The following is a 24,867-nucleotide window of genomic DNA, read 5'->3' as shown; positions in this document are numbered from 1 at the left end:
ATCTGTGCTGCAGTGCACAATAGTGCGGCAGGCTTTGCTTGCGAAACGAACAACGCCGGGGCTGCCGCATTAATGGGGCCAGGTGTGCCGCGTAGCCCGGACGCGCAAAGCGTGTGTGAGGACTTTGCAGTCAGGCGATCACTTTGCGTCAGAAGCATTATCGTTTTCGGTGCGAAGGTCTTTGGAAGAAGAATCGATTTTTGCGATTTCGGACCGATGCGACCGGTCGGGTTTCCATTCCGTCACGAAATAGCTATGAAGCCGGGGCAAGCAAGCCAGCCGCGCCGATTCCGGCGCAGCCTCCTCTCTCACGGACCTGTCCATGCGTTTGTCGCAGTTTTTCCTGCCCATCCTGAAAGAAAATCCGCGCGAGGCCGAGATCGTCTCGCACCGGCTGATGCTGCGTGCCGGCATGATCCGCCAGCAGGGGCAGGGCAGCTTTTCCTGGCTGCCGCTGGGCAAGCTGGTGCTCGACAAGGTCTGCCGCATCATCCGCGAGGAGCAGAACCGCGCCGGCGCGCTGGAAATCCTGATGCCGACCATCCAGTCGGCCGATCTGTGGCGCGAAAGCGGCCGCTATGACGATTACGGCAAGGAGATGCTGCGCATCAAGGACCGGCAGGACCGCGACATGCTTTACGGTCCGACCAATGAGGAAGTGGTCACCGAGATCGTGCGCGCCTACGTCAAGTCCTACAAGGACTTGCCGCTAAACCTCTACCACATCCAGTGGAAGTTCCGCGACGAGGTGCGGCCGCGCTTCGGCGTTATGCGCTCGCGCGAATTCCTGATGAAGGATGCCTATTCCTTCGACCTCGATTTCGAGGGCGCGAAGGCCGCCTATAACCGCATGTTCGTATCCTATCTCAGGACGTTCACGCGCATGGGGCTGCAGGCCATTCCGATGCGGGCCGACACCGGGCCGATCGGCGGCGATCTCAGCCATGAATTCATCATCCTGGCCGACACCGGCGAGAGCCAGGTCTATTGCGACCGCGAATATCTGTCGCTGCAGGTGCCCGGCGAGAAAACCGACTTCGGCAATGACGGCGAGATCGCCGACATCGTCAAGACGTGGACGACGCCTTACGCCGCCACCGACGAGATGCATGACGAGGCGGCCTGGGACAAGCTTGGCGAAGCCGACCGGGTTTCGGCACGCGGCATCGAGGTCGGCCACATCTTCCATTTCGGCGACAAATATTCCAAGCCCATGGGCGCCAAGGTGACCGGGCCCGACGGCAAGGATCATTTCGTTTCCGGCGGCTCCTACGGTATCGGTCCGTCGCGGCTGGTGGCGGCGATCATCGAGGCCAGCCATGACGATAACGGCATCATCTGGCCGGAAGCGGTGACGCCGTTCGACATCGGCCTGATCAACATGAAGGCCGGCGACGCCGAGTGCGACCGCGTCTGCGGCGAGCTCTACGCCGCCTTCACCGGCGCCGGCAAGGATGTGCTTTACGACGACACCGACCAGCGGCCGGGCGGCAAGTTCGCCACCGCCGACCTGATCGGCCTGCCCTGGCAGGTGATCGTCGGGCCGCGCGGCGTGGCCGCCGGCGAGATCGAGATCAAGAACCGCCGGACCGGCGAGCGCGAGACGCTGCCGGTCGCGGAGGCCAGGAAACGCTTCGGTGCAACCGCATGAGCGAAGCCGCGGCAGCGAAGTCTTCGGTAGCCCAGTCTCCGGTTGGCAAGTCTCCGGTCGCCAAATCTCCGGTCGCCAAGTCTCCGGTCGCCGGCCCGTTCTCCATGTTCGAACGCATGGTCGCCTGGCGTTATTTGCGGTCGCGCCGCAAGGAGACGGTGATCTCGGTCATCGCCTCGATCTCCTTCCTTGGCATAATGCTGGGCGTCGCCACGCTGATCGTCGTCATGGCTGTCATGAACGGGTTTCGAGCCGAACTTCTGACCCGCATCCTCGGCGTCAACGGCCATCTGATCGTGCAGCCGCTGGATTCGCCGCTTGAGGATTATGCGCAGGTCGCAGCCCGCATCAACGGCGTGGCCGGCGTCAAATACGCGATCCCGCTGATCGACGGCCAGGTGCTGGCGCAGGGCAATGTCGGCGGCGGCATGGGCGCGCTGGTGCGCGGTATCAGGGCCGAAGACCTCGGCAAGATCGCCATCGTCGCCCAAAACGTCAAGCAAGGCACGCTTGACGGCTTCGACTCCGGCGAGGGCGTCGCCATCGGCAAGCGTATGGCCGAGAATCTCGGCCTTGTGCTTGGCGACACCATCACGCTGATCTCGCCGGACGGCGATGTGACGCCGATGGGCACGACGCCGCGGCTGAAGGGCTACAAGGTGGCGGCGATCTTCGAGGTCGGCATGTCGGAGTATGACAGCTCCATCGTCTACATGCCGTTTTCCGAAGCGCAGCTCTATTTCAACATGGACGGCAGGGCGCAGACGATCGAGATCTATGTCGACAATCCCGACAATGTCGACGCGCTGAAACCGCTGGTGGATGCGGCGGCGCAACGGCCGATCGACATGGTCGACTGGCGCCAGCGCAACGAGACGTTCTTTTCAGCACTGCAGGTCGAGCGCAACGTCATGTTCATGATCCTGACGCTGATCGTGCTGGTGGCGGCGCTCAACATCATCTCCGGCCTGATCATGCTGGTGAAGGACAAGGGCCACGATATCGCCATCCTGCGCACAATGGGCGCCTCGCGCGGCGCCATCCTGCGCATCTTCCTGATGACGGGTGCTGCGATCGGCGTAACCGGCACGCTCGCCGGCGTGCTGCTCGGGGTGCTCATCTGCACCAACATCGAATCGATCCGCCAGTTCTTCTCCTGGATGACCGGCAAGGTGCTGTTCAATCCGGAACTCTATTTCCTCAGCCAACTGCCGGCAAAGATGGACCCGCGCGAGACCACCTATGTCATCCTGATGGCGCTCGGCCTGTCCTTCCTAGCAACGGTGTTTCCGGCATGGCGCGCCGCACGGCTCGATCCGGTCGAGGCCTTGAGATACGAATGAAGTCCGAGATCGTTATCGAGCTGAAGAGCGTCGAGCGGCACTATGTCCAGGGGCCGCGCAAGCTCACCATTTTGAACGGCGCCGACTTTTCGCTGAAGCGCGGCGAGATGGTGGCGCTGGTGGCGCCGTCGGGCACCGGCAAGTCGACGCTGCTCCATACGGCGGGCCTGCTCGAGCGCCCCGACGCCGGTGACGTCATTCTGGCCGGCCGCGCCTGCGGACGGCTCTCCGACGACGAACGCACGGCGATCCGCCGCAACGATGTCGGCTTCGTCTATCAGTTCCATCATCTGCTGCCGGAGTTTTCGGCACTGGAAAACATCATGATGCCGCAGCTGATCAAAGGGCTTTCGCGCAAGGAGGCGTCGGAGCGCGCAGCACAGCTGCTCGACTATATGCAGATCGGCAAGCGCGCGTCGCACCGGCCGTCGGAGCTGTCCGGCGGCGAACAGCAGCGCGTCGCGATCGCCCGTGCCGTCGCCAACGCGCCCTTGCTGCTTTTGGCCGACGAGCCGACCGGCAATCTCGACCCGGTCACCGCGTCCTATGTGTTCGAGGCGCTTGGCGCGCTGGTCAAGCAGTCCGGCCTTGCCGCGCTGATCGCCACCCACAATCACGAGCTCGCCTCGCGCATGGACCGCCGGGTGACGCTGGCGGATGGCAAGGTCGTTCCGCTGTAGGCCCCAACTTCCTCATCCTAGGGTCTGCGCCGCGTCGCTGCGCTCCTTGCTCCGCCCTAGGATGACGAAGTGATTGGTGCGTGTCCCGATCGCAAAGGCATGCGATGCGCCCTGCGTCAGCACTGCCGTCACCCCGTCAACCTTTCCTTAACCCTGCCCAAACCGGCTGTCAGGATTCGTCGGCATGCCGCTTTCCGCTCGTTGACTTTCGAACAAAGTTAGAACAAAATACGAACATATCAACAACAGGAGAGAGTTATGAGCGATCTTGTTCAGGACGTCGTTTCGTTGGTGTGCATGAGTGCGTTTCTGGTTTCCATGGCTGTCTGGATCGGCGCCATGTGATGCAACTGCGGTTCGCCGCAATGTTTTAGGCGGGCAGGAAGGCGCTGTGCCGTTAAGCCTTTCTTGCCGCCATGACGCTAGGCTGCCCCGCCAAGACAGGGAGCAAAAACCTCAGGTGTCGCCGATCGTGACGGCCCTTCTCGTGGCCGGTAATCTCGGACTGATTTTCCTTTTGATGACCGCGCCGCTCGGTTTGCGCACGGTGAGGCTCAGCCGCGTGGTCGCAATGGACCGGCAGCGCCTCTGGCAGGCGCTGTGGCCGCTCGGCAGCGATGCCGGCTGGTCCGGCGAGATACTGAAGGCGCAGCCGCTGGACGGGCAGGGCACGACCCGCATCCTGCTGTCCTGGGAAGGCCGCGACGGCCAGCCGATCGAGCGCGGGTCGCGCTTCGAGGACGTCGTCGAAGGCAGTCGTTTTTCGATGCGGGTCATCGAGGATACCGCGCTCGACGCGTCGTTCTGGAAGGATTTTTATGAGACCACCGAACTCACCTCGGAAGGTGCCGGCACGCGGGTGACGCTCAGCCAGACCGATCGCTATCGCGGCGTCGCCTTCCTGGTGTTCCGCTACTTCGCCATGCGCCGCGAGCTCGGCAAGCTGGAGGTCTGGGCGAGGACCGGACAATATCGCAAGGGCGGTTGGTTCGAGCATCCGCTGAGCCAGGTCGGTTTCGCCGTTCTTTCGGCTTTCATCCTGTGGCCGTTCTTCGGGCTCAATCTCGGCGGCCTGGCGCTGGCCGCGATCCTGACCTCGGTGGTCGCCCTGCATGAGTTCGGCCACATGGCGGCCTTCCGGCTGACCGGTCATCGCAAGGCGCGGATGATCTTTATCCCGCTGCTCGGCGGCATCGCCATTGGTGGCCGGCCTTATGACAGCCGCTTCGAGGTCGCCTTCGTGGCGCTGATGGGCGCCGGCTTTTCCGCGTTCCTGGTTCCGCTGCTGATCGTCGCCAGCGGGCTCGCGTCCGGCGAGGGACATCGGCTCGCCGCGGCCCTTCTGGCGACGCTCGCCGGCGTTGCCGCATTGTTCAACATCGCCAATCTGGTGCCGGTGTGGAAATTCGACGGCGGTCAGGTGCTGCGCCAGATCTGCCCGGGGCCGGCCGCCCTGGCGCTCGCCTCGTTTTCCCTGCTCTCGGCCTTGCTGTGGCTTGGCTGGCTGGCCGGCTTTTCCCAAAGCTTTCTGCTGGTGGCGGGCGCCGTCTTTGCCATCCTCAGCCTGATGACAGTGGGTAGCGGGGTAAAACCGCGCCACGAATTGAAGCCGATCCGCATCTTCGATCGTTTTGCCATGGCCGGCGCGCTGCTGGCCGTCTTCGCCATTCACGGTTTCGGGCTGTTGTGGGCCTCGGCGCGGTTGCTTTGAGCGTTGGTCGAGGCGAGACTCAGCCGGCCTTGCGAGCCGGTTCTGTAGAAGTTGACTTCGCTGCCCCGAAAACATCCTCGAAGGCGGATTTCAGCGCCAGGTCGAAATCGGCCATGGTTACGGGCAGGCCGAGGTCGACGAGGCTGGTGACGCCGTGATCCGGCACGCCGCATGGCACGATGCCGCTGAAATGGCTGAGATCCGGCTCGACATTGACGGCAATGCCATGAAAGCTCACCCAGCGCCGCAGCCGGATGCCGATGGCCGCGATCTTGTCTTCAGCCGGCGAGCCGTCGGGCAGGGACGGGCGCTCGGGCCGCACCACCCAGACGCCGACGCGGTCCTCGCGGCGTTCGCCGCGTACATTGAAGGCGGCAAGCGTGCCGATGATCCACTGCTCGAGCGCGGCGACGAAGGCGCGCACATCCTCACGCCGGCGCTTCAGGTCAAGCATGACATAGGCAACCCGCTGCCCCGGCCCGTGATAGGTGTATTCGCCGCCGCGCCCGGCGGCAAAGACCGGGAAACGGTCGGGGTCGATCAGGTCCTCGATGCGGGCGCTGGTCCCGGCGGTGTAAAGCGGCGGATGCTCGACCAGCCAGACCATCTCGGCGGCTGCACCCGCGCGGATCGCCTCGGCGCGCGCTTCCATCAGGGCCAGCGCATCGGTGTAGCCGGTCAGGCTAGGCTCGATGCGCCATTCGACCGGCGCTGACCCGGGCAAGGGCAGGAACGACGTGGCGATCTGGCTGCGTTCGGTCATGGCTTTTTCGTTTTTCGCGTGACGCACGCCGGCTTGGCGAAACCGGCTTGCGCTCTGGGGCCAAATGCATTTGCCCTTCATATGGCGGTATCCGGCTGAAACGTCCAGTTCGCCACGCATTTCGGCCTTCGCGCACGACCCCGAAGATAGGAACGATCTTCGGAAAGGATCATGCGCCAAATCAAAGTGCTGCAGCGTCCTTTGCGCGTCCCACAGGACGCGCGGCGCTGTAGAGGCCGATATGCCAATTTGCGGCGATTATTGCGCGCCGCGCCCTTGTTTCGCCGGAAACGATTTGCTACACGCCGCGAGCCGGTTCGTTCCGGCTCCTACCACGGGCGGTCGTGGCGGAATTGGTAGACGCGCAGCGTTGAGGTCGCTGTGGGGCAACCCGTGGAAGTTCGAGTCTTCTCGACCGCACCATAATTTTTCGGCCATTGAAATCATTGCGGCTTCTCAGGCCATCGACGCCAAATCATCGCCTTTGGCGCTTGAACCGGCCGCAGCAGAGTTGCAACAAGAGGTCGCAGAGCCGCACGCGAACGCCGCTTGGCTCGCACCGGCCAGCCTCCTGCACCCGAGTCCCCGGCTTTGCCGGTGGCGGGGCAGGGGATGTGGGTGACCTAAGCGGCGCGTCGTTGCGGGAAATGGAGACCCGGACGGGCTCGACGAGGGTCAACGGCCGTCACGACGGTGTGGTGGTGATCGCAGTAGACGCGATCCGGCGACGTCGGCCCGGCACAAAACCGGTAACCACCGGGTACCGACCGGTCTTCGCTCACCGGGAAGCGGCACTGGTGCAGGCCTAGCTGAATGAGGGGGACGTCTCTCGACGCTGGTCTGATATTTTCACGCATGATGGTTTTCAGTTTCCTGGTTCATAGCCATTGCCGGCTGACGACCGCGGTGCGACCCGTCGGAGCTAGCTTCTCTCGTTTAGGGCTGTGGACCACATATGGTGCTGATCGCACCGTCAAAGAAGCCCGGCGCCCCGCTTCTGCAGCCAAATCGTTTGCGACTTAAGGCCACACCCGCGAGCGCCCGAAGCACCTGTCCGGCCGGGATTTGCCGGCGCGCCGTTGCATAGCCTCAGTCCGTCGCCGCCGATCGCTTGAAGACGATGGTGACCCTGGTTCCCTCGCCGGCACTCGACTTGACGTCGAATTGCGCCTTGGCATTTTCGGTCAGCGACCGCGCGATCAAGGAGCCGAGCTTGCCGGGCCTGGGCCAGGTCTCACCCGTCGGCAGACCGATCCCATCATCGGCGACAGTCACCCGGCAACCATCGCCGCTGACGACGCTGTGCAGCGTGATCGTGCCGCCATCGCGCCCGACGAATGCATGTTTGAGAGCGTTGGTCAGCAACTCATTGACGACCAGGCCTGTCGGCATGGCAACGTTGATGGATACCGGATAGGTATCCACCTTAAGGTCGAGGCGGATACCTTCGACTGCGTGCGACGCCATGACGGCGGACGCGATCTGGCTAAGGTACACGCCAAGATCCACCTCATCCTTCTGCTGGTCAGCCGACAATGTCTGGTAGAGGATTGCCAATGCGTCTACCCGGCCGGCAAGCCTTTCGAAACGCTTCTGGTCCGGTTCGGTGGCGTTGCGGGTTTCCATCCGGATCAAAGCGGTGATCATCTGCAGATTGTTTTTCACCCGATGCTGCAGTTCGCGCAACAGGGTGTCCTTCTCCCGGATGAGCTCCTCCGCGGGTCGCGCGTCCTCGGTCTCACCGTGTGCCGTGACGTCGACAAGCGCCACCAGCCGGAAGCAGAGCTTGCCGTTGTCGTCCTCGATAACGTTGGAATAAACGTCGACGATTGCCGGCTTGTCCTCGCCGCGCTCGAGGCGAAACGTGCCGACGAAATCGGTGTCTTCAACGACAGCCTCGGCGAGCGGCCTGTCCTTCTGCCGATGAAGCCCCCTGCCGGAAAGGGCCGCCCAGTTTTCCCGCGCAAGCTTCGGCGCCTTGAGGTCCGAGAGCTTCTCGAATTCGGGATTGGCGTAGACGACACGTTCCTTCGCGATCAATTCCGAGACGGCGATCGCGATCGGCATCTGGTCGAGAAATTTCTTGAACTGGTCGCTTTCCAGCGCGGTGGCGAGGTCAGGCGTATCGAGCAATTGCTCGACAGCGTCAGCCTTATCGGAGTCTGTCATCTCGGCGCCTGCGTGATGCGTGGAAGCCATCAATATCAGGCATGCAATTCACCCGCCATCTCCAATATCGAAGGGGATACGACAGCGTCACTACTGGTGCGGGCCGCGTCGCGCAGCGCTCCACCGCCTGCCGCTCACGAACGAATTGGACAGAAGGCATTTTTCTCAGGGCCGCCGAACTTTGAAAAGAAATGTCTATGGAATTTGTAGAATTACGCTTTGAATGGGATCTCGGTACTACTCGCAAGCCTTGGCGGCCTTCGCCTCCTGAGTTGAGATCAGTGCTCTCGTTGCCAAGCAAGTCGGCTCCCGATGAGGGAGTTGCTCCGCCGATCGCTATGCGGCCGGCAGACGGCGGAGCATTGCCACCAGCCCGCGGCTTTAGAGGAAGAGGTTCCCATGACCAGACTTACCCCCGTAGAGCAGATCATCCCGGATGCCGATATTGTCCCGCTTACCGGACGCGTCGGCGCAGAGATCAGGAACATTCGGCTCTCCGGCGACCTGCCGCAGCAGACGGTCGCGGCGATCAACCAGATCCTGTTGCGGCACAAGGTGGTGTTCTTCCGCGACCAGGCGCATCTCGACGATGCCGAGCAGGAGCGCTTTGCCCAGCGTCTCGGCGACCTCGTCCCGCATCCGACCCAAGGTCCCGTCAAGGGAACGGCGTCCATTCTCGAACTCGATTCCAGCCGTGGCGGCGGTCGCGCCGACCAATGGCATACCGATGTCACCTTCGTCGACGCCTATCCGAAATTCTCCGTTCTTCGCGGCGTCGTCATACCGCCGGCCGGCGGCGACACCATCTGGTCGAACACCGCGGCCGCCTATCAGGACCTGCCCGAGCCGTTGAAGCTGCTGGCCGACAATCTCTGGGCGGTGCACAGCAACGCCTACGATTACGCCGCGGTGCGGCCGCGTGCGAGCGCCGCGGAAAAGAAGCACTTCGAGGAAATCTTCACCTCGACGATCTACGAGACCGAGCATCCCGTTGTCCGCGTCCATCCCGAAACAGGCGAGCGCTCGCTGCTGCTCGGCAATTTCGTGCAACGGCTGATCGGTCTTTCCAAAAGCGATTCGGCGAAGCTCTACGAGGTGTTCCAGTCCTATGTCACGGCGCCGGAGAACACCGTGCGCTGGCGCTGGAAGGCCGGCGATGTGGCGATCTGGGATAACCGCGCGACGCAGCACTACGCCGTCAACGATTACGGCGACCAGCACCGGGTGGTGCGTCGCGCCACGGTCGACGGCGACATTCCGGTCAGCGTCGACGGCCGCCGCAGCGCCACCCGCACCAAGGTCGCGAAGCCGGCAGCCGACAAGGCGGCATGAGGCGCGGTCGAACGCGAAGGCCGCTGTTCAGGCGGCCTTCTTCATCCCCGCCAGCGTCTCTGCAACCACCTCACCAAACGACGACGGCGTCGGCACGATGATCACCCCGGCGTCCTTGAGGATCTCCACCTTTTCCTGCGCCGACTCGCCGAAGGCCGAGATGATGGCGCCGGCGTGGCCCATGCGGCGGCCTTTGGGGGCGGAGAGGCCGGCGATGTAGGCGATCAGGGGCTTGCGCATATTATCGCGCGCCCAGATCGCGGCTTCGGCTTCCTGCGGTCCGCCGATCTCGCCGATCATCACCACCGCGTCGGTGTCGTCATCCTGTTCGAACAGTTTCAGCATGTCCTTGAAGGACGAGCCGTTGATCGGGTCGCCGCCAATGCCGACGCTGGTCGAGACGCCGATGCCGAGCGACTTCATCTGCGACGCCGCCTCGTAGCCCAGGGTTCCGGAGCGGCCGACAATGCCGACGCGGCCAGGCAGATAGATGCTGCCGCGCATGATGCCCATCAGCGCCTGTCCGGGCGTGATGACGCCGGCGCAGTTCGGGCCGATCAGCCGCATGCGGTCCTCGTAGCGGTAGCGCAGCATGTAGCGCTTGACCTGCATCATGTCCTGCGACGGGATGCCGTCGGTGATGCAGACGCAGAGTTTTATGCCGGCGTCGGCCGCTTCCATGATGGAATCGGCGGCAAAGGGCGGCGGCACGAAGACGATGCTGGCCTCGGCGCGGGTCTCGCGCACCGCGCCCTTGACCGTGTTGAAGACAGGCAGGCCGAGATGCTTCTGGCCGCCTTTGCCGGGGGTGACGCCGCCGACCAGCTTGGTGCCATAGCGTTTCATGTCGTCGGCATGGAAGCTGCCGATCTTGCCGGTGAACCCCTGGACGATGACGCGGGTGCTGCGGTTGAGCAGGATTGCCATTTTCTCGACCTCCCTCAGGCTGCTTTTTTCTTGGTGGCCGCGCGCCAGGCAGCGACGGCTTTTTCGGCGGCTTCGGCCAGCGTGTCGGCAACGATTACCGCCTCGCCGGAATCGGCCAGGATGCGGCGGCCTTCCTCGGCCTTGGTGCCGGAGAGACGGACCACCAGCGGCACGTTGACGCCGACCTCGCGTATCGCCTTGATGATGCCTTCGGCGACCCAGTCGCAGCGGTTGATGCCGGCGAAGATGTTGACCAGGATGGTCTCGACATTCTTGTCGCCGAGCACGGCGCGGAAGGATTTCGCCACCCGCTCCGGCGAGGCGCCGCCACCGATGTCGAGGAAGTTGGCCGGTTCGCCGCCGGCGATCTTGATCATGTCCATGGTCGCCATGGCGAGCCCTGCGCCATTGATGATGCAGCCGATGTTGCCGTCGAGGCCGACATAGGAGAGGCCACGGTCGCTGGCAAAAGTTTCGCGCGGATCTTCCTGGCTTTTGTCGCGCAGCTCGGAGATTTCCGGCCGGCGGAACAACGCGTTCTCGTCGAACGACATTTTGGCGTCGAGCGCGATCAGATTGCCGTCGCGGGTCACCACCAGCGGATTGATCTCCAGCATCGAGGCGTCGTAGTCGCGGAACACCTGATAGCAGGCGAAGATGGTTTCGGTCGCCTTGCCGATCAGATTGTGGTCGAGGCCGAGCCCGAAGGCGATCTCGCGCGCCTGGAAACGCTGCATGCCGACGCCGGGATCGACCGATGTGCGCAGGATGGAGTTCGGTGCCTTCTCGACGATGTCCTCGATCTCCATGCCGCCGGCAGCGGACGCCACGATCATGACGCGCTCTTCCTTGCGGTCGAGCACGAAGCCGACATAGAGCTCCTGCGCGATATCGACGGCTTCCTCGAGATACAGGCGCGAAATCAGCTTGCCGCGCGGGTCGGTCTGCTGTGTCACCAGCTTGCGGCCGAGCATGCCCTCGGCCGCGCTGGAAATCTCCTCGTCATTGGCGCACAGCTTGATGCCGCCGGCCTTGCCGCGGGCGCCGGAATGCACCTGCGCCTTCAGCACCCATTTGGAGCCGCCGATCTCGCGGGCCCTGTAGGTCGCCTGCTCGGGGCTGTAGGCCAGCCCGCCGCGCGGCACATGCACGCCGTGGCGTGCCAGCAGTTCCTTGGCCTGATATTCGTGGATGTCCATTTTGTCCTCCCTGAACGGTCAATGCGTGGCGACGCGCGGCTCGCTAGAGAATTGGCTGGCCCGTTCGATTGCCTCGTTGACCACCAGAACATTGCGCGCCATGCGTTCCGACGCTGCGTCGATCATCTTGCCGTCGAGTGCGGCCGCTCCCTTGCCCTGCGCCTCCGCCTCCTTCAGCACTTCGAGGATTCGCCTGGCACGGGTCACCTCTTTTTCCGGTGGAGAGAATACGCCGTTGGCGAGCGCGATCTGCGAGGGATGGATTGCCCATTTGCCTTCGATACCGAGGGCCGCCGCGCGCCTGGCCCCGGCGACGTAGCCCTCCGGATCGGAGAAGTCGCCGAACGGTCCGTCAATGGCGCGCAAGCCATAGGCGCGGCAGGCGACGGTCATGCGCGACAGAGCGAAATGCCACTGATCGCCGGGATAGTCGGGGTTGAGGCCGCCGATGTTGACCGTGCGCGCCTTGCAGCTTGCCGCATAGTCGGCGACGCCGAAATGCATGGCTTCCAGCCGGCCGGGTGTCGCGGCAATCGCCTCGACATTGGCCATGCCGAGCGCGGTCTCGATCAGCGCTTCGAGGCCGACGCGGGTCCTGAAACCCTTTGCCATCTCGATCTGGTTGACCATGGCCTCGACCATGTAGAGGTCAGCCGGCACGCCGACCTTCGGCACCAAAATGGTGTCCAGCCGGTCACCGGCCTGTTCCATGACGTCGACCACGTCGCGATACATGTAATGGGTGTCGAGGCCGTTGATGCGCACCGAGACGGTCTTGCCCTTGGCGCGCCAGTCGATGTCGTTGAGCGCCTGGATGATGTTCTTGCGGGCGCGCTCCTTGTCGGGTGGGGCAACGGCGTCCTCGATGTCGAGGAAGATGAAGTCGGCGGCGCTGTTCGCCGCCTTGTCGATCATTTCCGGGCTGGAGCCTGGAACCGCCAGCTCGCTGCGCTGCAGCCGTAATTTCTTGAGGTGGTTGATGGTGTGGCTCATTGTCGGCTCCTCAGGCGGCTTCGGCGACCGGCACGGCGGCCGAGGCGCGGAAGTGCTGGATGGCGGCGCCGACGCCGGAGCCGGGCGCCAGCCGTACGCCGCAGTCGAGCAGCGCCATTTCGGCGGCCGAGAGCGAGGCCAGCACCATCACCTCGTTCAGCCAGCCGAGATGGCCGATGCGGAAGACCTTGCCGATCACCTTGTTGAGGCCGCCGCCGAGCGCGGTCTGGTATTTCTGGTAGGCGCGCTTGACCACATCGCCGCTGTCGACGCCGTCCGGCACCAGGATGGCGCTGACGGTGTCGGAGTGCCATTTAGGCGTCTTGGCGCAGAGCTTCAGGCCCCAGGCGTCGACCGCCTTGCGCACGCCTTCGGCGAGGCGATGGTGACGGGCGAAGATGTTTTCCAGCCCTTCCTCGGCGATCAGGTCGAGCGAGGCGCGCAGACCGCGCAGCAGCTGTGTAGCCGGCGTATAAGGGAAGTAGCCGGCATCGTTGGCGCGGATCATGTCCTCGAAGGAGAAGAAGCAGCGGCGGTGCGTGGCGCTCCGCGAGGCCACCAGCGCCTTCTTGCTGACGGAAAGGAAACCGAGGCCGGCGGGCAGCATGAAACCCTTCTGCGAGCCGCTGACGGCGCAATCGACGCCCCATTCCTCCTGGCGGAAGTCGATCGAGCCGATCGACGAGACGCCGTCGACGAAGAGCAAAGCAGGGTGGTTGGCGTCGTCGAGCGCGGCGCGGCAGCCGGCGACGTCGCTGGTCACGCCGGTCGCCGTCTCGTTCTGCGTGCAGAAGATTGCCTTGATGCGATGCGCCTTGTCGTCGCTGAGCCGCTCGGCATAGAGCTCGAGCGGCACGCCGGTCCCCCAGTCGCAATCGATGACATCGACCTCGAAGCCGAGGCGCTCGGCCATGTCGACCCACAGATGCGAGAACTGTCCGAAGCGCGACATCAGCACGCGGTCACCGGGGCTGAGCACATTGGTCATCGCCGCTTCCCAGGCGCCGGTGCCGGAGGAGGGATAGATGAAGACGCGGCCGGTCTCGTTCTTGAACACCGTCTTGATGTCTTCGAACAGCGGTAGCGTGAGATCGGGGAAGGATGCTGCACGCATGTCTTCCATCGGCAGGTTCATCGCCTGCCGGACCTGTTCGGGGATGTTGGTCGGTCCGGGAATGAAAAGATGGGTGAAACCGGCCATGTCGCGAACTCCTCCTGATCCAGCAAAGCGGTGAGGGGAGTTTCGTCTCGACGGCTAAAGGCAACAACACCTCAAGGGGTAACATCTTGCCGCGCGCGGGTGGGGGTTGCCTACCCGGGTGACCTACCCGCGGCCAGTCGCTCGCCTACCCCAACGGCTGCTTCTGGGTACGCCTCTCCCGCGCGTAGAGCGCGACTGCCATCGCCCGGTTGCGGACGTCGAGCTTGTCGTAGAGATTCTTGAGGTGGTATTTCACCGTGTTCTCCGAAATCCCGGTGCGCGTCGCGATCTGCAGATTGGTCCAGCCGTCGGACAGCACCGCCAGCAGCTCGCGCTCGCGCACGGTGAGCAGCGACAAGGGTGTGTCGTTGACCTTGTTGATGTCGATGTAGGGGATGCAGATGCGGCCATGCGCGACGGCCAGGATGGTCTCGAAGATGATCGCCGGATCGTCGAACTGGAAGCAGTAGCCCTGGGCGCCGAGCCGCACGCACTGCTTCAGGATGCCGATGTCGTGGTCGTTGGAAAACACCGCGATGCGCACGCCCAGCTTGCGGCTGTGAACCTCGGCCAGCACATCGGCGCCGTCCATGTCGGAGAGCTTCCAGCCGATAACGGCGACGTCGAATTCGCCTTCCGCTGCCAATTCCAGAAAATGCCTGCCGCTTTGCACGCAGGCCCTGAGATCGAAGCGCCCGTCGCAGTCCAGCATGTCGCGCACCGCCGATATGACGAGCGGATTGCGTTCGGCGACGACCACGCGCACGCGCCGTTCCTCGATTGCCTTCTGCGTCTGTGACCTGATCTTCAAGGGCTTCCGGCTGTTCTGGTTCCTGGCCTGGGCGGGTCCGGCAGATGGCAGGACCTGCACCATGACAATTCTGCCCCAACCGTGCTCGGGTGCTCTTTCCCCAGCGACATGTGCTGTCGCGCCGCCTGAATCCTGGGCGGCGTCATATCCTGATGAAATCACTCTCGCCCATATGCAGGGCGGGGCGCATTTCGTTTGATATTCCCGTGCGTTGCGCGCTAGACCTGACAGGCACCTTTTCCGAAATTCCCATGGCGGGAGCCGCTGGTGGAACGCCAGGACGACCAGAAGACCGGCGCCAAAGCCGCTGACGATGCCCACGCCGACATCTATGGCGAGGACGGCGCCGTTCTGTCATCATTCCTCGCCCAGATCGGCGCGGCGATCGCCGATCGCGATACGCTGACGCTGAAGCGCGAAGTCGACGACCTGCACCAGTCGGAACTTGGCGATCTGCTGGAGGCCCTGCACCCCGAACAGCGTCGCGCCCTTGTCGAACTGCTCGGCGCCGACTTCGACTTCTCGTCGCTGACCGAGGTCGACGAGGCGATCCGCCGCGATATCGTCGACAATATGCCCAATGAGCAAATTGCCCAGGGTATGCAGGACCTCGATTCCGACGACGCGGTCTACATTCTCGAAGACCTTGAAAAGGAAGACCAGGACGAGATCCTGTCGCAGCTGCCGTTCACCGAGCGGATCAGGCTGCGCCGCTCGCTCGACTACCCGGAAGAGACCGCCGGTCGCCGCATGCAGACCGAGTTCGTCGCCGTGCCGCCGTTCTGGACCATAGGCCAGACCATCGACTACATGCGCGAAGACAAGAACCTGCCCGAGCGGTTCAGCCAGATCTTCGTCATCGATCCAAGCTTCAAGTTGCTCGGCGCCATCGACCTCGACCAGATCCTGCGCACCAAGCGCACGACCAAGGTCGGAGACGTGATGCACGAGACGAGGCACGCCATTCCGGCCACCATGGACCAGGAAGAGGCGGCGCGGGACTTCGAGCAATACGATCTTCTGTCCGCCGCCGTCGTCGACGAGAACGAGCGGCTGGTCGGCGTGCTCACCATCGACGACGTCGTCGACGTCATCCAGCAGGAGGCCGAGGAAGATCTGCTGCGCATGGGCGGCGTCGGCGACGAAGAGTTGTCCGACAGCATTCTTTCGACCTCGCGCTCGCGCGTTCCCTGGCTGCTGGTCAACCTGTTGACGGCGTTCCTGGCGGCTTCGGTGATCGGCCTGTTCGACCGCACCATCGAGCATATTGTAGCACTGGCCGTGCTGATGCCGATCGTGGCCGGCATGGGCGGCAATGCCGGTTCGCAGACCATGACCGTCACGGTGCGCGCGCTGGCGACCAGGGATCTCGACATCTACAATGCCGGCCGCATCATCCGCCGCGAAATGGGCGTGGGTTCCATCAACGGCATCATCTTCGCCGTGCTGATCGGCATCGTCGCGGCCGTCTGGTTCCGCGATGCCAATCTGGGCGGCATCATAGCGGCGGCGATGATCATCAACATGTTCGTGGCAGCCCTTGCCGGTATCCTGATCCCGCTATTGCTCGACCGGTTCAAGATCGACCCGGCGGTGGCGTCGGCGGTTTTCGTCACTACGGTCACCGACGTCGTTGGCTTCTTTGCCTTCCTCGGGCTGGCCACCTGGTGGTTCGCTATCCCTTGAGAAAGAGGCGTTGCGGGCTCAATTGACTTTTACGTAAATGTGGTGCGAGGCTTGCGCGGGGTTTCATGCCGAGTCCGGCTTGGAACGGGGTTGATCGGAATGCGTTGGAAATCCCGGGCGACCGGGCGTTTTCCGATGTTCCGACATTTGGAGCAAAGATGCGGGAATATTATTCGATCACCGAACTGACCCGCGAATTCGACGTGTCGACGCGGACGCTGCGCTTCTACGAGGATGAGGGGCTGGTGCAACCGGTCCGGCGGGGCCGCACAAGGCTGTTTCGCCCATCTGACCGGCATCTGATCCGCCAGATCATGCGCGGGAAACGGCTCGGCTTCTCGATCAACGAGATCCGCGAAATCATCCAGATGTACAAGGAACCGCCCGGCGAGGTCGGTCAACTCAAGCTGATGATCAAGCGCATCGAGGAAAAGCGCGAGGATCTCAGGCAGAAGCGCCGCGATCTCGAGGAGACGCTGGCGGAGCTCGACCAGGCTGAGGAGTCTTGCGTCGAGCGGCTGGTGGAGCTGGGGGTTAATACCTGAGCGGACCGTCGAGCGTTTGCGCGCCCGTCGCAAACGTTCGCGATTAGCGGAGGCCTTCCACACTTCGTCATTCTAGGGCGAAGCAGGAGCGAAGCTCCGTCGCGGAGACCCTAGAATCCATTCCGTGACATCGGTCGTGGAGTGCAGCGGTAGCGAATTCTGGACCATAGCAACGCTCTGGAGTCGCGGCATGGATCCTCGGGTCTGTGCTGCGTCGCTACGCTCCTTGCTCCGCCCGTGGATGACGAAGAAACGGATGCGCCAGCTAATCGCCAAGGTATACACCCCTGCCACGCCGCCTCAGATCCAGCGCCTGACCCGCTTCGCATAGTCGCGGTACTTCTTGCCGAATTTGGCGAACAGCACCTTCTCCTCGCTCTCGATGGCGACCTTCTGCGTTGCAAATGCCGCGATCAAAGCCAGCGGCAGGAACCATACGATCCCCGAGACGAAGGCGACGCCGATCAAAAGCAGCGTGTTGGCCAGATACATCGGGTTGCGCGTCACGCCGAACGGGCCGGACGTCACCAGATGATCCGGCACGCCATTGGGGTTCATCGTCGTTTTGGCCCCGATCATGGTGCGGATAGCGGTGAACCAGAGGGCTGCGACGGCAAACAGCACCACAAAGCCGGCGGCAAACAAAAGGTCGCCCAAGAGGTCGCCGATCCAGGGCAGGGGATAGAACAGGCCGAGCACGATGCTGATGGCAATGGCGGCGATGTAGATCAGCGGCGGCCATGGGATCAGCCGTGGTCTCGGTAGATCGGGTTTTGCCAGCCCGGGTTTTGTGAGCTTGTCGGTCATTGTTGCCCTCCCTGCGTCATCGGACTCTCCTCCGTCCTTGCGGTGCAGATGCCGGCGAGTTCACCGAGATGCGCTTTGAACTCCGGGGTCTGGTCACCATTGTAGAGCCGGTCGAATGCCGCTTCGCTTTGCAGCGTGTCCAGCATGCACACACAATAGCTGGTGCAGAACTCCGTGTCGCGCTGCTGTTCGCAGGATACCTGGCATTCCTTGAGGAAGACTACTTCCCGTGTCTCGACCGGCGCCGGCGCGATCTGCGAGAACAGCCAGACGCAGCCGAACAGCAGCGGCTGGTGGATCAGATAGAAAGCCAGGCTGTGGCGGCCGATGAAGGTGAGCGGCCTGGTCCAGCTTCCTGATCCCAGCGTGGCCAGCCGCGCCAGCAGGCCGGTGGTGGACGCAAACTTTGCCGCGGCGATGCCGAGAAGCACGGCGCCGAACCAGGGAAACAGCGGCACGTAATCGTTGGAGCGCGGGTTGATCGCCGACAGGCCGACCCACCACAGCGCCGGATGATCGAAGGCTTCGGATCTGAAATAGATCGGCCCGGCGATCACCACCGCCGCCACGACAAGCGCCAGCAAGGACGGCAGCCGCAAGAACAAAAGGCCGAGCAGGCTGGCCAGCGCGATCTGATGCAGGATGCCGAAGAAGATGAAGCTGTCCGGCGTGATGAAGTACGTGACCGCCGATATAGCGGCGGCCGCGACGGCGACCATGGCAAAACGTTTCCAGAAGCCGGTCCAGCGGATCTGCCTGCCATGCGCGAGAAACAGGCTGACGCCGACCAGGAACAGGAAGGTCGAGGCGATGCAGCGCGCATAGATCTTCCACCAGCCGACGGCGGTGAGGCCGGGATCGGTGTAGTGGAAATTTTCGAGATCCCAGGTGAAGTGGTAGCTCGCCATGGCGATCAGCGCGATGCCGCGTACGACATCGATGGCGACGATGCGCTTCGGTTGATCTCGCTTCAGTTGATCTCCAGGGGGTGCGGTATGGATGCTCATGGTCTCGCGATCTGATTCAGCCCCAAAGACGACTATCACGGTTGCACCGGACAAAAGAAGGCCGCCCTCTACGCTCCGGGTCGCGCCGTGCGGCTGCATCGCGCGGCGCTTTAGGCCAGAGCCGGAAAGCCTTTGGCCGAATTCGCTTTTTGCCGGGAAGGGGTCGGTTTCCTGTTACCGGCGGAGGAAGCGCCAGCGCAGATTTGGGCTGCGAGTCTGATTTGGGGATCAAATGTCCACCCATGTGCGCCATCCGATCTGGCTGCCAGCCCTGCGTCCGGCGGATGCGCGCACCTTTGCCTCGCTCTATGCGGTCGAATCCTTCGCCCGTGCCACGGTGTCGAGCGTCATCCCGATCCAGGCTTATGAGATTCTGCACAACGAGCAGATCGTCTCGATCCTCTACACCATCGTGGCGCTGCTCGGCCTGTCGGTGACCTTGTTCATGCCGATGCTGATCCGCAGGTTTGACCGGCGCTGGGTCTATACCGCCGGCGCCTGCCTGCTGGCGATGGGCTCGCTGTTCTTCGTCACCCACACGCTTGCCGGGCAACTGGCAGGCATGCTGTGCCGCGTGATGGGGGCGAGCGCCCTGTCGATCACGCTCAACCTCTACATCATGGACCACATCCGCAAGACCGATTTCATGCAGGCCGAATCGCTGCGCATGGCGTGGTCGATGCTGGCCTGGACCGGCGGGCCGACACTCGGCATCTTCCTCTACACACGGTACGGCATCTATGCCGCGCATGGCGCGGTCGCGGTGTTTGCGTTGGCCTTGCTGGCGCTGTTCTGGACCTACAGGCTGGGCGACAACCGGTCGATCCGGCCGGGCAAGACACGGCCGGCCAATCCGCTGGCCAATATCGGCCGCTTCGTAGCACAACCCAGGCTCAGGCTGGCCTGGCTGATCGCCTTCGGCCGCTCCTGCTTCTGGACGACGTTCTTCGTCTACGGGCCGCTGTTCATGGTGATTACCGGCGAGGGCAAGCTTGCCGGCGGCCTGCTGGTTTCGGCCGGCAATGCGCTGTTGTTCATGGCGATCTTCTGGGGCAAAGCGGGAAAACGCTTCGGCGGCCGGCGCACCATGACCTTCGCCTATTTCGCGATGTCGGCGACGCTGCTTGCGGCGGGCGCGGTCGGCACTACCGCGCCGCTGCTTACGGGCTTTTTCCTGCTCTGCGGCGCCTTCTTCACCATCGCGCTCGATGCACTGGGCTCGACCGCCTTCATGCGCTCGGTGCGGTCCTATGAGCGGGCGCAGATGGCCGCGGTCTACCGCACCTATCTCGACTTTTCCGAGCTGACGCCGCCGCTGGTCTATTCGGTGGTGCTGGCGTTTTTCGGCCTCGGCTCGGTGTTCGTGACGCTGGGCATTCTGGCCGCGGTTTGCGGCTTTATCTCCTGGCGCTATCTGCCGAAGTCGCTTTAGCCGCCGATCAGGCGGTTGCCTCAAGCGCTGCATGCCGCTCGCGCACCCAGTTGTGGAAGCGGTGCAGATCGTACTCCTCCGGCATTAGCACGCCGGCCTGGTGGCGCATCGAGCGCAGGCCTTTCTGATTGATCTCGCAGATCGCGGCATCCTCCTCCAGCACCTGGGTGCCGAAGGCGACGACATTGTCGATGTCCGTCTCAGCCAGCGCCTCGGGCGCGAACAGCCACTCGGCGGTGAGTTCGGTCTGTTCGGGACCGAGCGGCATCAGTCGCACCGTCCTGACATAATCGACATGGCCAACGATGAACATCGAGGGCAGGCTGGTGGCATAGGTCTGTCCGGCCGCACGCTCGGCCGGCGTCAGGCCCGGGAAGACCGGGCCATGGGCATGTCCGTCGCGCGACCAGGTCTCGGCGCCGGCGCGCAGGCCACCCGAAAACTCCGGTGCGTCATTGTCGGCATGGCGGACCCAGTCGGGGTCGTCGTGCCGGCTCATCAGGCCGCGGCCGTATATCGGCACCAGCCGAGACAGGTCCTTGTGGACGCCTGGGCAATGCAGGCACTCGTTGAAGTTCTCCCAGAAGATCTTCCAGTTGCAGTTCATCACCTTGCGCAGGACATGGCCTGATACCAGAGTTTCCAGCGGCCAGTTGGCGAGGTCGCCGGATGCGGGATCGAAGGAGGTCCCGGCGGAGCCGGCCGCAGCCTGCTGAAGGTTCACAAAGACAAAGCCGCGCCATACCGACAGCGCCACCCGGTAGAGCGGATGATCTGCCTTGTCGAAACCATCTGGCAGCGATTTCGAGGGAACGCGCACGAGATCGCCGCGCAGCGAGTAGGACCAGGCATGGTAGGGGCAAGTGATGAGCCGCGCTTTCAGCCGGCCCTCGCTTTCCTGGCAAAGCTGCGAGCCGCGATGCCGGCAGGTGTTGTGGAAGGCGCGCAACTCGCCGGTGTCGTCGCGGAGCACGACGATTTCCTGTGTGCCAACGCGGAATGTCCTGAATGCCAAAGGCTGGGCAAGATCGGCCTCGCGGCAGACGAGCAGCCAGCTTTTGTGCCAGATGGCGTCGAGATCGCGCTGGTAAGCCTCGCTATCCCAATAGGCCGACGACGGTAGCGTCGGTTCGGCCCGGCTCAGGCCGTTATAGGGGTCGCGCTCGCTCGGGCTGGGATGCATGGCTGGCTTCCTATGAAGCGTCAGCCGACACCCCGGCAAATCGTTTGTCAATCAGAGTGCCGCATTGCCGGTTGCAGGCGCGGCGCATAATCATGTCGTGGACATGGGACATTCGGAAATTGGGGGGATTCGGAAAGTGGCCGCACGACAGATGTCGCTTACGCCGGAGCTGGTCGCGCGCTGCTGGCGCGAGATCAGGGACCCCGGGCCGGATCCGGACGCGATGCATCTCGATGACGCCGACTATGACGCGCTGCTGGATGAATTGCAGGTCGAACTCCCGGATAGCGAACCGCTATGGCTGTTCGGCTATGGATCGCTGATCTGGAAACCGGAAATAGATTATGTCGAGGACCGCGTTGCCTTGGCGCGCGGCTGGCATCGGTCCTTTTGCATGAACATGACGCGCTGGCGCGGCACCAAGGACAGCCCCGGCCTGATGATGGCGCTGGACCGTGGCGGACAATGCAAGGGCGTCGCCTTCCGGCTGACCGACAGTAACCGGCGCGGGCAGTTGGGCCGGCTTTTCCGGCGCGAAATCACGCTGAAGCCGACAAGCTACCGGCCGCGCATGCTGAAGCTTGCAAGCGAGGCCGGACCGCTCAGGGCATTGGCCTTCGTCATCAACCGCAACGGCCTGACCTATTCCGGCCCGCTCGACGAGGGCAAGGTCGTCGAAAGGCTGGCCACGTCCTGCGGGCACTGGGGGTCGGGCGCCGACTATCTCTACAACACGGTGAAAAACCTTGAAGAGCGCGGCATTCATGATCGCCATCTGTGGCGGCTGCAGCGGCTGGTTGCCGAACGGATCACCGCGTTGAACCCGTAACGCCGCATGGCGCATTCGCGCTGTTGGCCGGCGGAATTTGGTTTGCCGGATGCGGCCGTTTCAGCCTATAGTCATGCATGTCGTCGGTTCCGTTAGGGACCAAGAGGGAATGCGGTGAGGGCTGACTTGTTGCCCAATGCCGTGGCTGCCCCCGCAACTGTGTGCGGTAGTCCTCTCCAAGCCACTGGGGATTTTTTCTTCGGGAAGGTGGGGAAGGGCGCTGATCCGCGAGCCAGGAGACCTGCCGGCGACAGGGAACTGACTTCGATGCCCTCGGGTGGAGGGCGAAAGGACAAGATATGAATTCCGCTTCCGTCTCCCTCGGCGCTTCCGTCTCCTCGCAGTCGCGCTTCATGCAGCTCGTGCTTAGCGCGTTTCTGGGGATTTTCGTCGTCGGCGTTGTCGGTTTCTCGCACATCGATGCGGTCCACAATGCGGCGCACGACTATCGCCATTCGATGGCGTTTCCCTGCCACTGACGAGGATCTGACATCATGAACCTGTTTCGCAACGTCGTGTTCATCGCGGCGATCGCAGGGCTCGTGGCCGGTGTCGCTCTCGCCTGCATGCAGGCCTACGCCACCGTGCCGCTGATCCTCAAGGCGGAGGTCTACGAAAAGGCTGGTGGCGGCCACGAGCATCAGCATGCCGCGGTGCCCGCCGCCAACGCTACGGACACCAATGCCATGAGCACCGCCGCGCCGGCGGAAAATGCGGTGAGCAGCGCAACACCGGCTGAAGCAGCCGCGCCGGCGGAGGACGAAGGCTGGGCGCCGGCCGACGGCTTCGAGCGCTTCGCCTTCAGTGTCGTCGCCAATATCGTCACCGGCATCGGCTTCGCGCTGGTCCTGGTGGCGGTTTCCGAGTTCGCCGGTGGCATCGGCAGCTGGCGCCAGGGCGTGTTCTGGGGTCTGGCCGGCTTTGCCGTTTTCACGCTGGCGCCGGGACTCGGCCTGCCGCCGGAACTGCCGGCAATGCCGGCGGCCGATCTCATGCAGCGCCAGATCTGGTGGTGGGCAACGGTGATGGCAACGGCGATCGGTCTTGCCCTTATCACCTTCCGCACGTCGGCGCCCCTGACCGTGCTCGCCGTCGTCCTGATCGTCGCCCCGCATATTGTCGGCGCGCCGCAGCCTGACAGTTTTGTAACGCCGATCCCGGAGGGCCTGCATCATCAGTTCGTGGTGGCGGTGACGCTGACCAATCTGGTGTTCTGGGTGGTGCTCGGCGCGGTTGTCGGCATAGTGCGCGCGCGCTTCACCGGCACCGCGACCAGCCTGCGCGACACCTTTGCCTGATCGCAGTTTGACCTTCATCATCGGCGGTGCGCGCTCCGGCAAGAGCGTGCATGCCGAAAGTTTGGCGACGGCGTTGCCGCCGCCATGGGCTTATATCGCCACCGCGCAAGCCTATGACGGCGAAATGCGCGAGCGCATCGCGCAGCACCGCTCGCGCCGCGGCGAGGGATGGGCGACCATCGATGCCCCGCTTGATCTTGCAGGTGCGATCGAGGCATTGCCGGACAACCAGCCGGTGCTTGTCGACTGCCTGACGCTGTGGCTGACCAATCATATGCTGGCCGATCATGATCTGGAGGGGGAGTGCCGGCGGCTGGCCGATGTGCTTTCGCGGCCGCGCGGACCGTGGTTCGTGGTCTCCAACGAAGTCGGACAAGGCATTGTGCCCGACAATGCGCTGGCACGCCGGTTCCGCGATGCCGCCGGCCGGCTCAACCAGCAGATCGCGGTCGTAGCTGATATGGTGCTTCTGATGGTGGCGGGGCTGCCGCTCAAGGTGAAATGAGATGACCGATATCGACACAAAAGACGAAGAGCGCCATCGCGCCAAGATGGCCAAGCGCAAGGCGGTGCAGGACGCCGAGGTCGCGGAAAAGACGGTCGAGAAGGGGCTGCTGATCGTCAACACCGGACCCGGCAAGGGCAAGACCACGGCTGCCTTCGGGCTGGCGCTGCGCATGCTCGGCTATGGCAAGCGCGTCGGAATGGTCCAGTTCATCAAGGGCAAATGGCACACCGGCGAGAAGGATGCCTTCGCGGCGTTTGGCGACCGCGTCGTCTGGCACACGATGGGCGAGGGTTTCACCTGGGAGACGCAGGATCTGAAGCGCGACATTAAGGCGGCCGAAGCCGCCTGGGCCAAGGCGCTGGAACTGATCGCCGATCCCTCGATCAGCCTCGTCGTGCTGGACGAACTGAACATCGCGCTGCGTTACGACTATCTCGATCTCGACAGAGTGGTGGCGGCGCTGAAAGCGCGGCGCGAAGGTCTGCATGTCGTCGTCACCGGCCGCAACGCCAAGCCGGCGCTGGTCGAGGCGGCGGATCTGGTGACGGAGATGGGCGTGACCAAGCATCATTTTTCGGCCGGCGTTAAAGCACAGCAGGGGATTGAGTTTTGAGGGGCTATCCTCACCTTTTACCCTCCCCCTTGTGGGGAGGGTCGATCCGCGAAGCGGATCGGGGTGGGGGTTCTCGTAGTACGCAGTGGGCCCCCCCGGGGGGGGGGGGGCGGGCCCCCCCCCCCGGGGGGGGGGGTTGGTGGGGGGCGGGGGGGGGGGGGGGGGGGCCGCGGGGGGGG

At 63.6% G+C, this 24,867-nt stretch carries 24 protein-coding genes, 1 tRNA gene and 1 riboswitch; of the genes, 14 read left to right on the top strand and 11 right to left on the bottom strand.

Features of this window, described 5'->3' with window-relative positions; all coding sequences use genetic code 11:
- The first annotated feature begins 322 nt into the window (after window positions 1-322).
- The 4 genes from proS (at window position 323) to NKH22_RS06590 (ending at window position 5,385) form a co-directional block, all read left to right on the top strand.
- Complete coding sequence (gene proS, locus NKH22_RS06605) at window positions 323-1,651, top strand: proline--tRNA ligase (protein ID WP_023735912.1); 1,329 nt, start codon at window positions 323-325, stop codon at window positions 1,649-1,651.
- A 104-nt stretch (window positions 1,652-1,755) separates the two neighbouring features.
- Window positions 1,756-2,994: a lipoprotein-releasing ABC transporter permease subunit gene (locus NKH22_RS06600; RefSeq protein WP_031194713.1), complete on the top strand. Its 1,239-nt coding sequence runs from the start codon at window positions 1,756-1,758 to the stop codon at window positions 2,992-2,994.
- Window positions 2,991-3,674, top strand: coding sequence for an ABC transporter ATP-binding protein (locus NKH22_RS06595; RefSeq protein WP_352909222.1), 684 nt, complete (start codon window positions 2,991-2,993; stop codon window positions 3,672-3,674). Before NKH22_RS06600 ends, NKH22_RS06595 begins: the two co-directional genes overlap by 4 nt.
- Window positions 3,675-4,134: 460 nt before the next feature.
- Complete coding sequence (locus tag NKH22_RS06590) at window positions 4,135-5,385, top strand: peptidase M50 (RefSeq protein ID WP_023746861.1); 1,251 nt, start codon at window positions 4,135-4,137, stop codon at window positions 5,383-5,385.
- Window positions 5,386-5,404: 19 nt separating this feature from the next.
- On the opposite strand, the gene lipB is transcribed toward NKH22_RS06590, so the two are convergent.
- Window positions 5,405-6,148: a lipoyl(octanoyl) transferase LipB gene (gene lipB, locus NKH22_RS06585; protein ID WP_352909221.1), complete on the bottom strand. Its 744-nt coding sequence runs from the start codon at window positions 6,146-6,148 to the stop codon at window positions 5,405-5,407.
- 338 nt (window positions 6,149-6,486) lie between these two features.
- Here lipB and NKH22_RS06580 point away from each other — a divergent pair.
- Window positions 6,487-6,571, top strand: a tRNA-Leu gene (locus NKH22_RS06580).
- Window positions 6,572-6,771: 200 nt separating this feature from the next.
- Here the strand turns inward: NKH22_RS06580 and NKH22_RS06575 are convergent.
- On the bottom strand, window positions 6,772-7,005 hold the full coding sequence (locus tag NKH22_RS06575; RefSeq protein WP_081726058.1) for a GcrA family cell cycle regulator: 234 nt from the start codon (window positions 7,003-7,005) through the stop codon (window positions 6,772-6,774).
- A 232-nt stretch (window positions 7,006-7,237) separates the two neighbouring features.
- Window positions 7,238-8,317, bottom strand: coding sequence for a sensor histidine kinase (locus NKH22_RS06570; RefSeq protein ID WP_023685214.1), 1,080 nt, complete (start codon window positions 8,315-8,317; stop codon window positions 7,238-7,240).
- A 399-nt stretch (window positions 8,318-8,716) separates the two neighbouring features.
- Here NKH22_RS06570 and NKH22_RS06565 point away from each other — a divergent pair, with 399 nt between their 5' ends.
- Window positions 8,717-9,649, top strand: a complete 933-nt coding sequence (locus NKH22_RS06565) for a TauD/TfdA dioxygenase family protein (protein ID WP_023685215.1) — start codon at window positions 8,717-8,719, stop codon at window positions 9,647-9,649.
- Between the two features lie 27 nt (window positions 9,650-9,676).
- On the opposite strand, the gene sucD is transcribed toward NKH22_RS06565, so the two are convergent.
- The 5 genes from sucD to NKH22_RS06540 form a co-directional block, all read right to left on the bottom strand.
- Window positions 9,677-10,576, bottom strand: coding sequence for a succinate--CoA ligase subunit alpha (sucD, locus tag NKH22_RS06560; RefSeq protein WP_023690296.1), 900 nt, complete (start codon window positions 10,574-10,576; stop codon window positions 9,677-9,679).
- A 14-nt stretch (window positions 10,577-10,590) separates the two neighbouring features.
- Entirely contained in the window at window positions 10,591-11,775 is a 1,185-nt protein-coding gene (locus NKH22_RS06555; RefSeq protein WP_023822174.1) for a malate--CoA ligase subunit beta, read from the bottom strand.
- 18 nt (window positions 11,776-11,793) lie between these two features.
- Complete coding sequence (locus tag NKH22_RS06550) at window positions 11,794-12,768, bottom strand: HpcH/HpaI aldolase/citrate lyase family protein (protein WP_023822175.1); 975 nt, start codon at window positions 12,766-12,768, stop codon at window positions 11,794-11,796.
- 10 nt (window positions 12,769-12,778) lie between these two features.
- Window positions 12,779-13,969, bottom strand: a complete 1,191-nt coding sequence (locus tag NKH22_RS06545; RefSeq protein WP_352909219.1) for an aminotransferase class V-fold PLP-dependent enzyme — start codon at window positions 13,967-13,969, stop codon at window positions 12,779-12,781.
- Window positions 13,970-14,114: 145 nt separating this feature from the next.
- Entirely contained in the window at window positions 14,115-14,780 is a 666-nt protein-coding gene (locus NKH22_RS06540) for a response regulator transcription factor (RefSeq protein ID WP_023712722.1), read from the bottom strand.
- Window positions 14,781-15,047: 267 nt separating this feature from the next.
- On the opposite strand from NKH22_RS06540, the gene mgtE reads away from it, so the two are divergent.
- Both mgtE and NKH22_RS06530 read left to right on the top strand, forming a co-directional pair.
- The gene (gene mgtE / locus NKH22_RS06535; RefSeq protein ID WP_023753461.1) at window positions 15,048-16,466 is read left to right on the top strand and encodes a magnesium transporter; all 1,419 of its coding nucleotides are present in this window, start codon (window positions 15,048-15,050) and stop codon (window positions 16,464-16,466) included.
- A 158-nt stretch (window positions 16,467-16,624) separates the two neighbouring features.
- Window positions 16,625-17,011, top strand: coding sequence for a MerR family transcriptional regulator (locus NKH22_RS06530; protein ID WP_006203215.1), 387 nt, complete (start codon window positions 16,625-16,627; stop codon window positions 17,009-17,011).
- Between the two features lie 300 nt (window positions 17,012-17,311).
- Here the strand turns inward: NKH22_RS06530 and NKH22_RS06525 are convergent, their stop codons facing one another.
- Window positions 17,312-17,818 (bottom strand): methyltransferase family protein, encoded by a 507-nt coding sequence (locus NKH22_RS06525; RefSeq protein WP_352909216.1) that lies wholly within the window; start codon window positions 17,816-17,818, stop codon window positions 17,312-17,314.
- Complete coding sequence (locus NKH22_RS06520) at window positions 17,815-18,825, bottom strand: heparan-alpha-glucosaminide N-acetyltransferase (RefSeq protein ID WP_023733796.1); 1,011 nt, start codon at window positions 18,823-18,825, stop codon at window positions 17,815-17,817. Before NKH22_RS06520 ends, NKH22_RS06525 begins: the two co-directional genes overlap by 4 nt.
- 232 nt (window positions 18,826-19,057) lie before the next feature.
- Here NKH22_RS06520 and NKH22_RS06515 point away from each other — a divergent pair, with 232 nt between their 5' ends.
- Complete coding sequence (locus NKH22_RS06515) at window positions 19,058-20,257, top strand: MFS transporter (RefSeq protein ID WP_023733795.1); 1,200 nt, start codon at window positions 19,058-19,060, stop codon at window positions 20,255-20,257.
- Window positions 20,258-20,264: 7 nt separating this feature from the next.
- On the opposite strand, the gene NKH22_RS06510 is transcribed toward NKH22_RS06515, so the two are convergent.
- Window positions 20,265-21,440, bottom strand: a complete 1,176-nt coding sequence (locus NKH22_RS06510) for an aromatic ring-hydroxylating oxygenase subunit alpha (protein ID WP_352909214.1) — start codon at window positions 21,438-21,440, stop codon at window positions 20,265-20,267.
- Window positions 21,441-21,576: 136 nt separating this feature from the next.
- Between NKH22_RS06510 and NKH22_RS06505 the strand changes: the two genes are divergently transcribed.
- The 5 genes from NKH22_RS06505 (at window position 21,577) to cobO (ending at window position 24,688) form a co-directional block, all read left to right on the top strand.
- Window positions 21,577-22,269: a gamma-glutamylcyclotransferase gene (locus NKH22_RS06505; protein WP_352909213.1), complete on the top strand. Its 693-nt coding sequence runs from the start codon at window positions 21,577-21,579 to the stop codon at window positions 22,267-22,269.
- 67 nt (window positions 22,270-22,336) lie between these two features.
- Window positions 22,337-22,532, top strand: a riboswitch (cobalamin riboswitch).
- A gap of 36 nt (window positions 22,533-22,568) precedes the next feature.
- A complete protein-coding gene (locus NKH22_RS06500; RefSeq protein WP_023706121.1) occupies window positions 22,569-22,748 on the top strand; it encodes a CbtB domain-containing protein in 180 nt (59 codons plus the stop codon).
- 15 nt (window positions 22,749-22,763) lie between these two features.
- Window positions 22,764-23,567 carry a CbtA family protein gene (locus NKH22_RS06495; protein WP_023707847.1) on the top strand — a complete coding sequence of 268 codons (804 nt, stop codon included), beginning with the start codon at window positions 22,764-22,766 and terminating at the stop codon, window positions 23,565-23,567.
- A complete protein-coding gene (cobU, locus tag NKH22_RS06490; protein ID WP_023706119.1) occupies window positions 23,560-24,072 on the top strand; it encodes a bifunctional adenosylcobinamide kinase/adenosylcobinamide-phosphate guanylyltransferase in 513 nt (170 codons plus the stop codon). The genes NKH22_RS06495 and cobU overlap by 8 nt, the downstream gene beginning before the upstream one ends.
- A gap of 1 nt (window position 24,073) precedes the next feature.
- Window positions 24,074-24,688 carry a cob(I)yrinic acid a,c-diamide adenosyltransferase gene (cobO, locus tag NKH22_RS06485; protein ID WP_023706118.1) on the top strand — a complete coding sequence of 205 codons (615 nt, stop codon included), beginning with the start codon at window positions 24,074-24,076 and terminating at the stop codon, window positions 24,686-24,688.
- Window positions 24,689-24,867 lie beyond the last annotated feature (179 nt).

It is taken from the genome of Mesorhizobium sp. M1252, assembly GCF_040318265.1.
GTDB lineage: Bacteria > Pseudomonadota > Alphaproteobacteria > Rhizobiales > Rhizobiaceae > Mesorhizobium.
The sequence above is the reverse complement of the archived record's forward strand: the minus strand, read 5'-3'. Positions and strand labels throughout refer to the sequence as shown.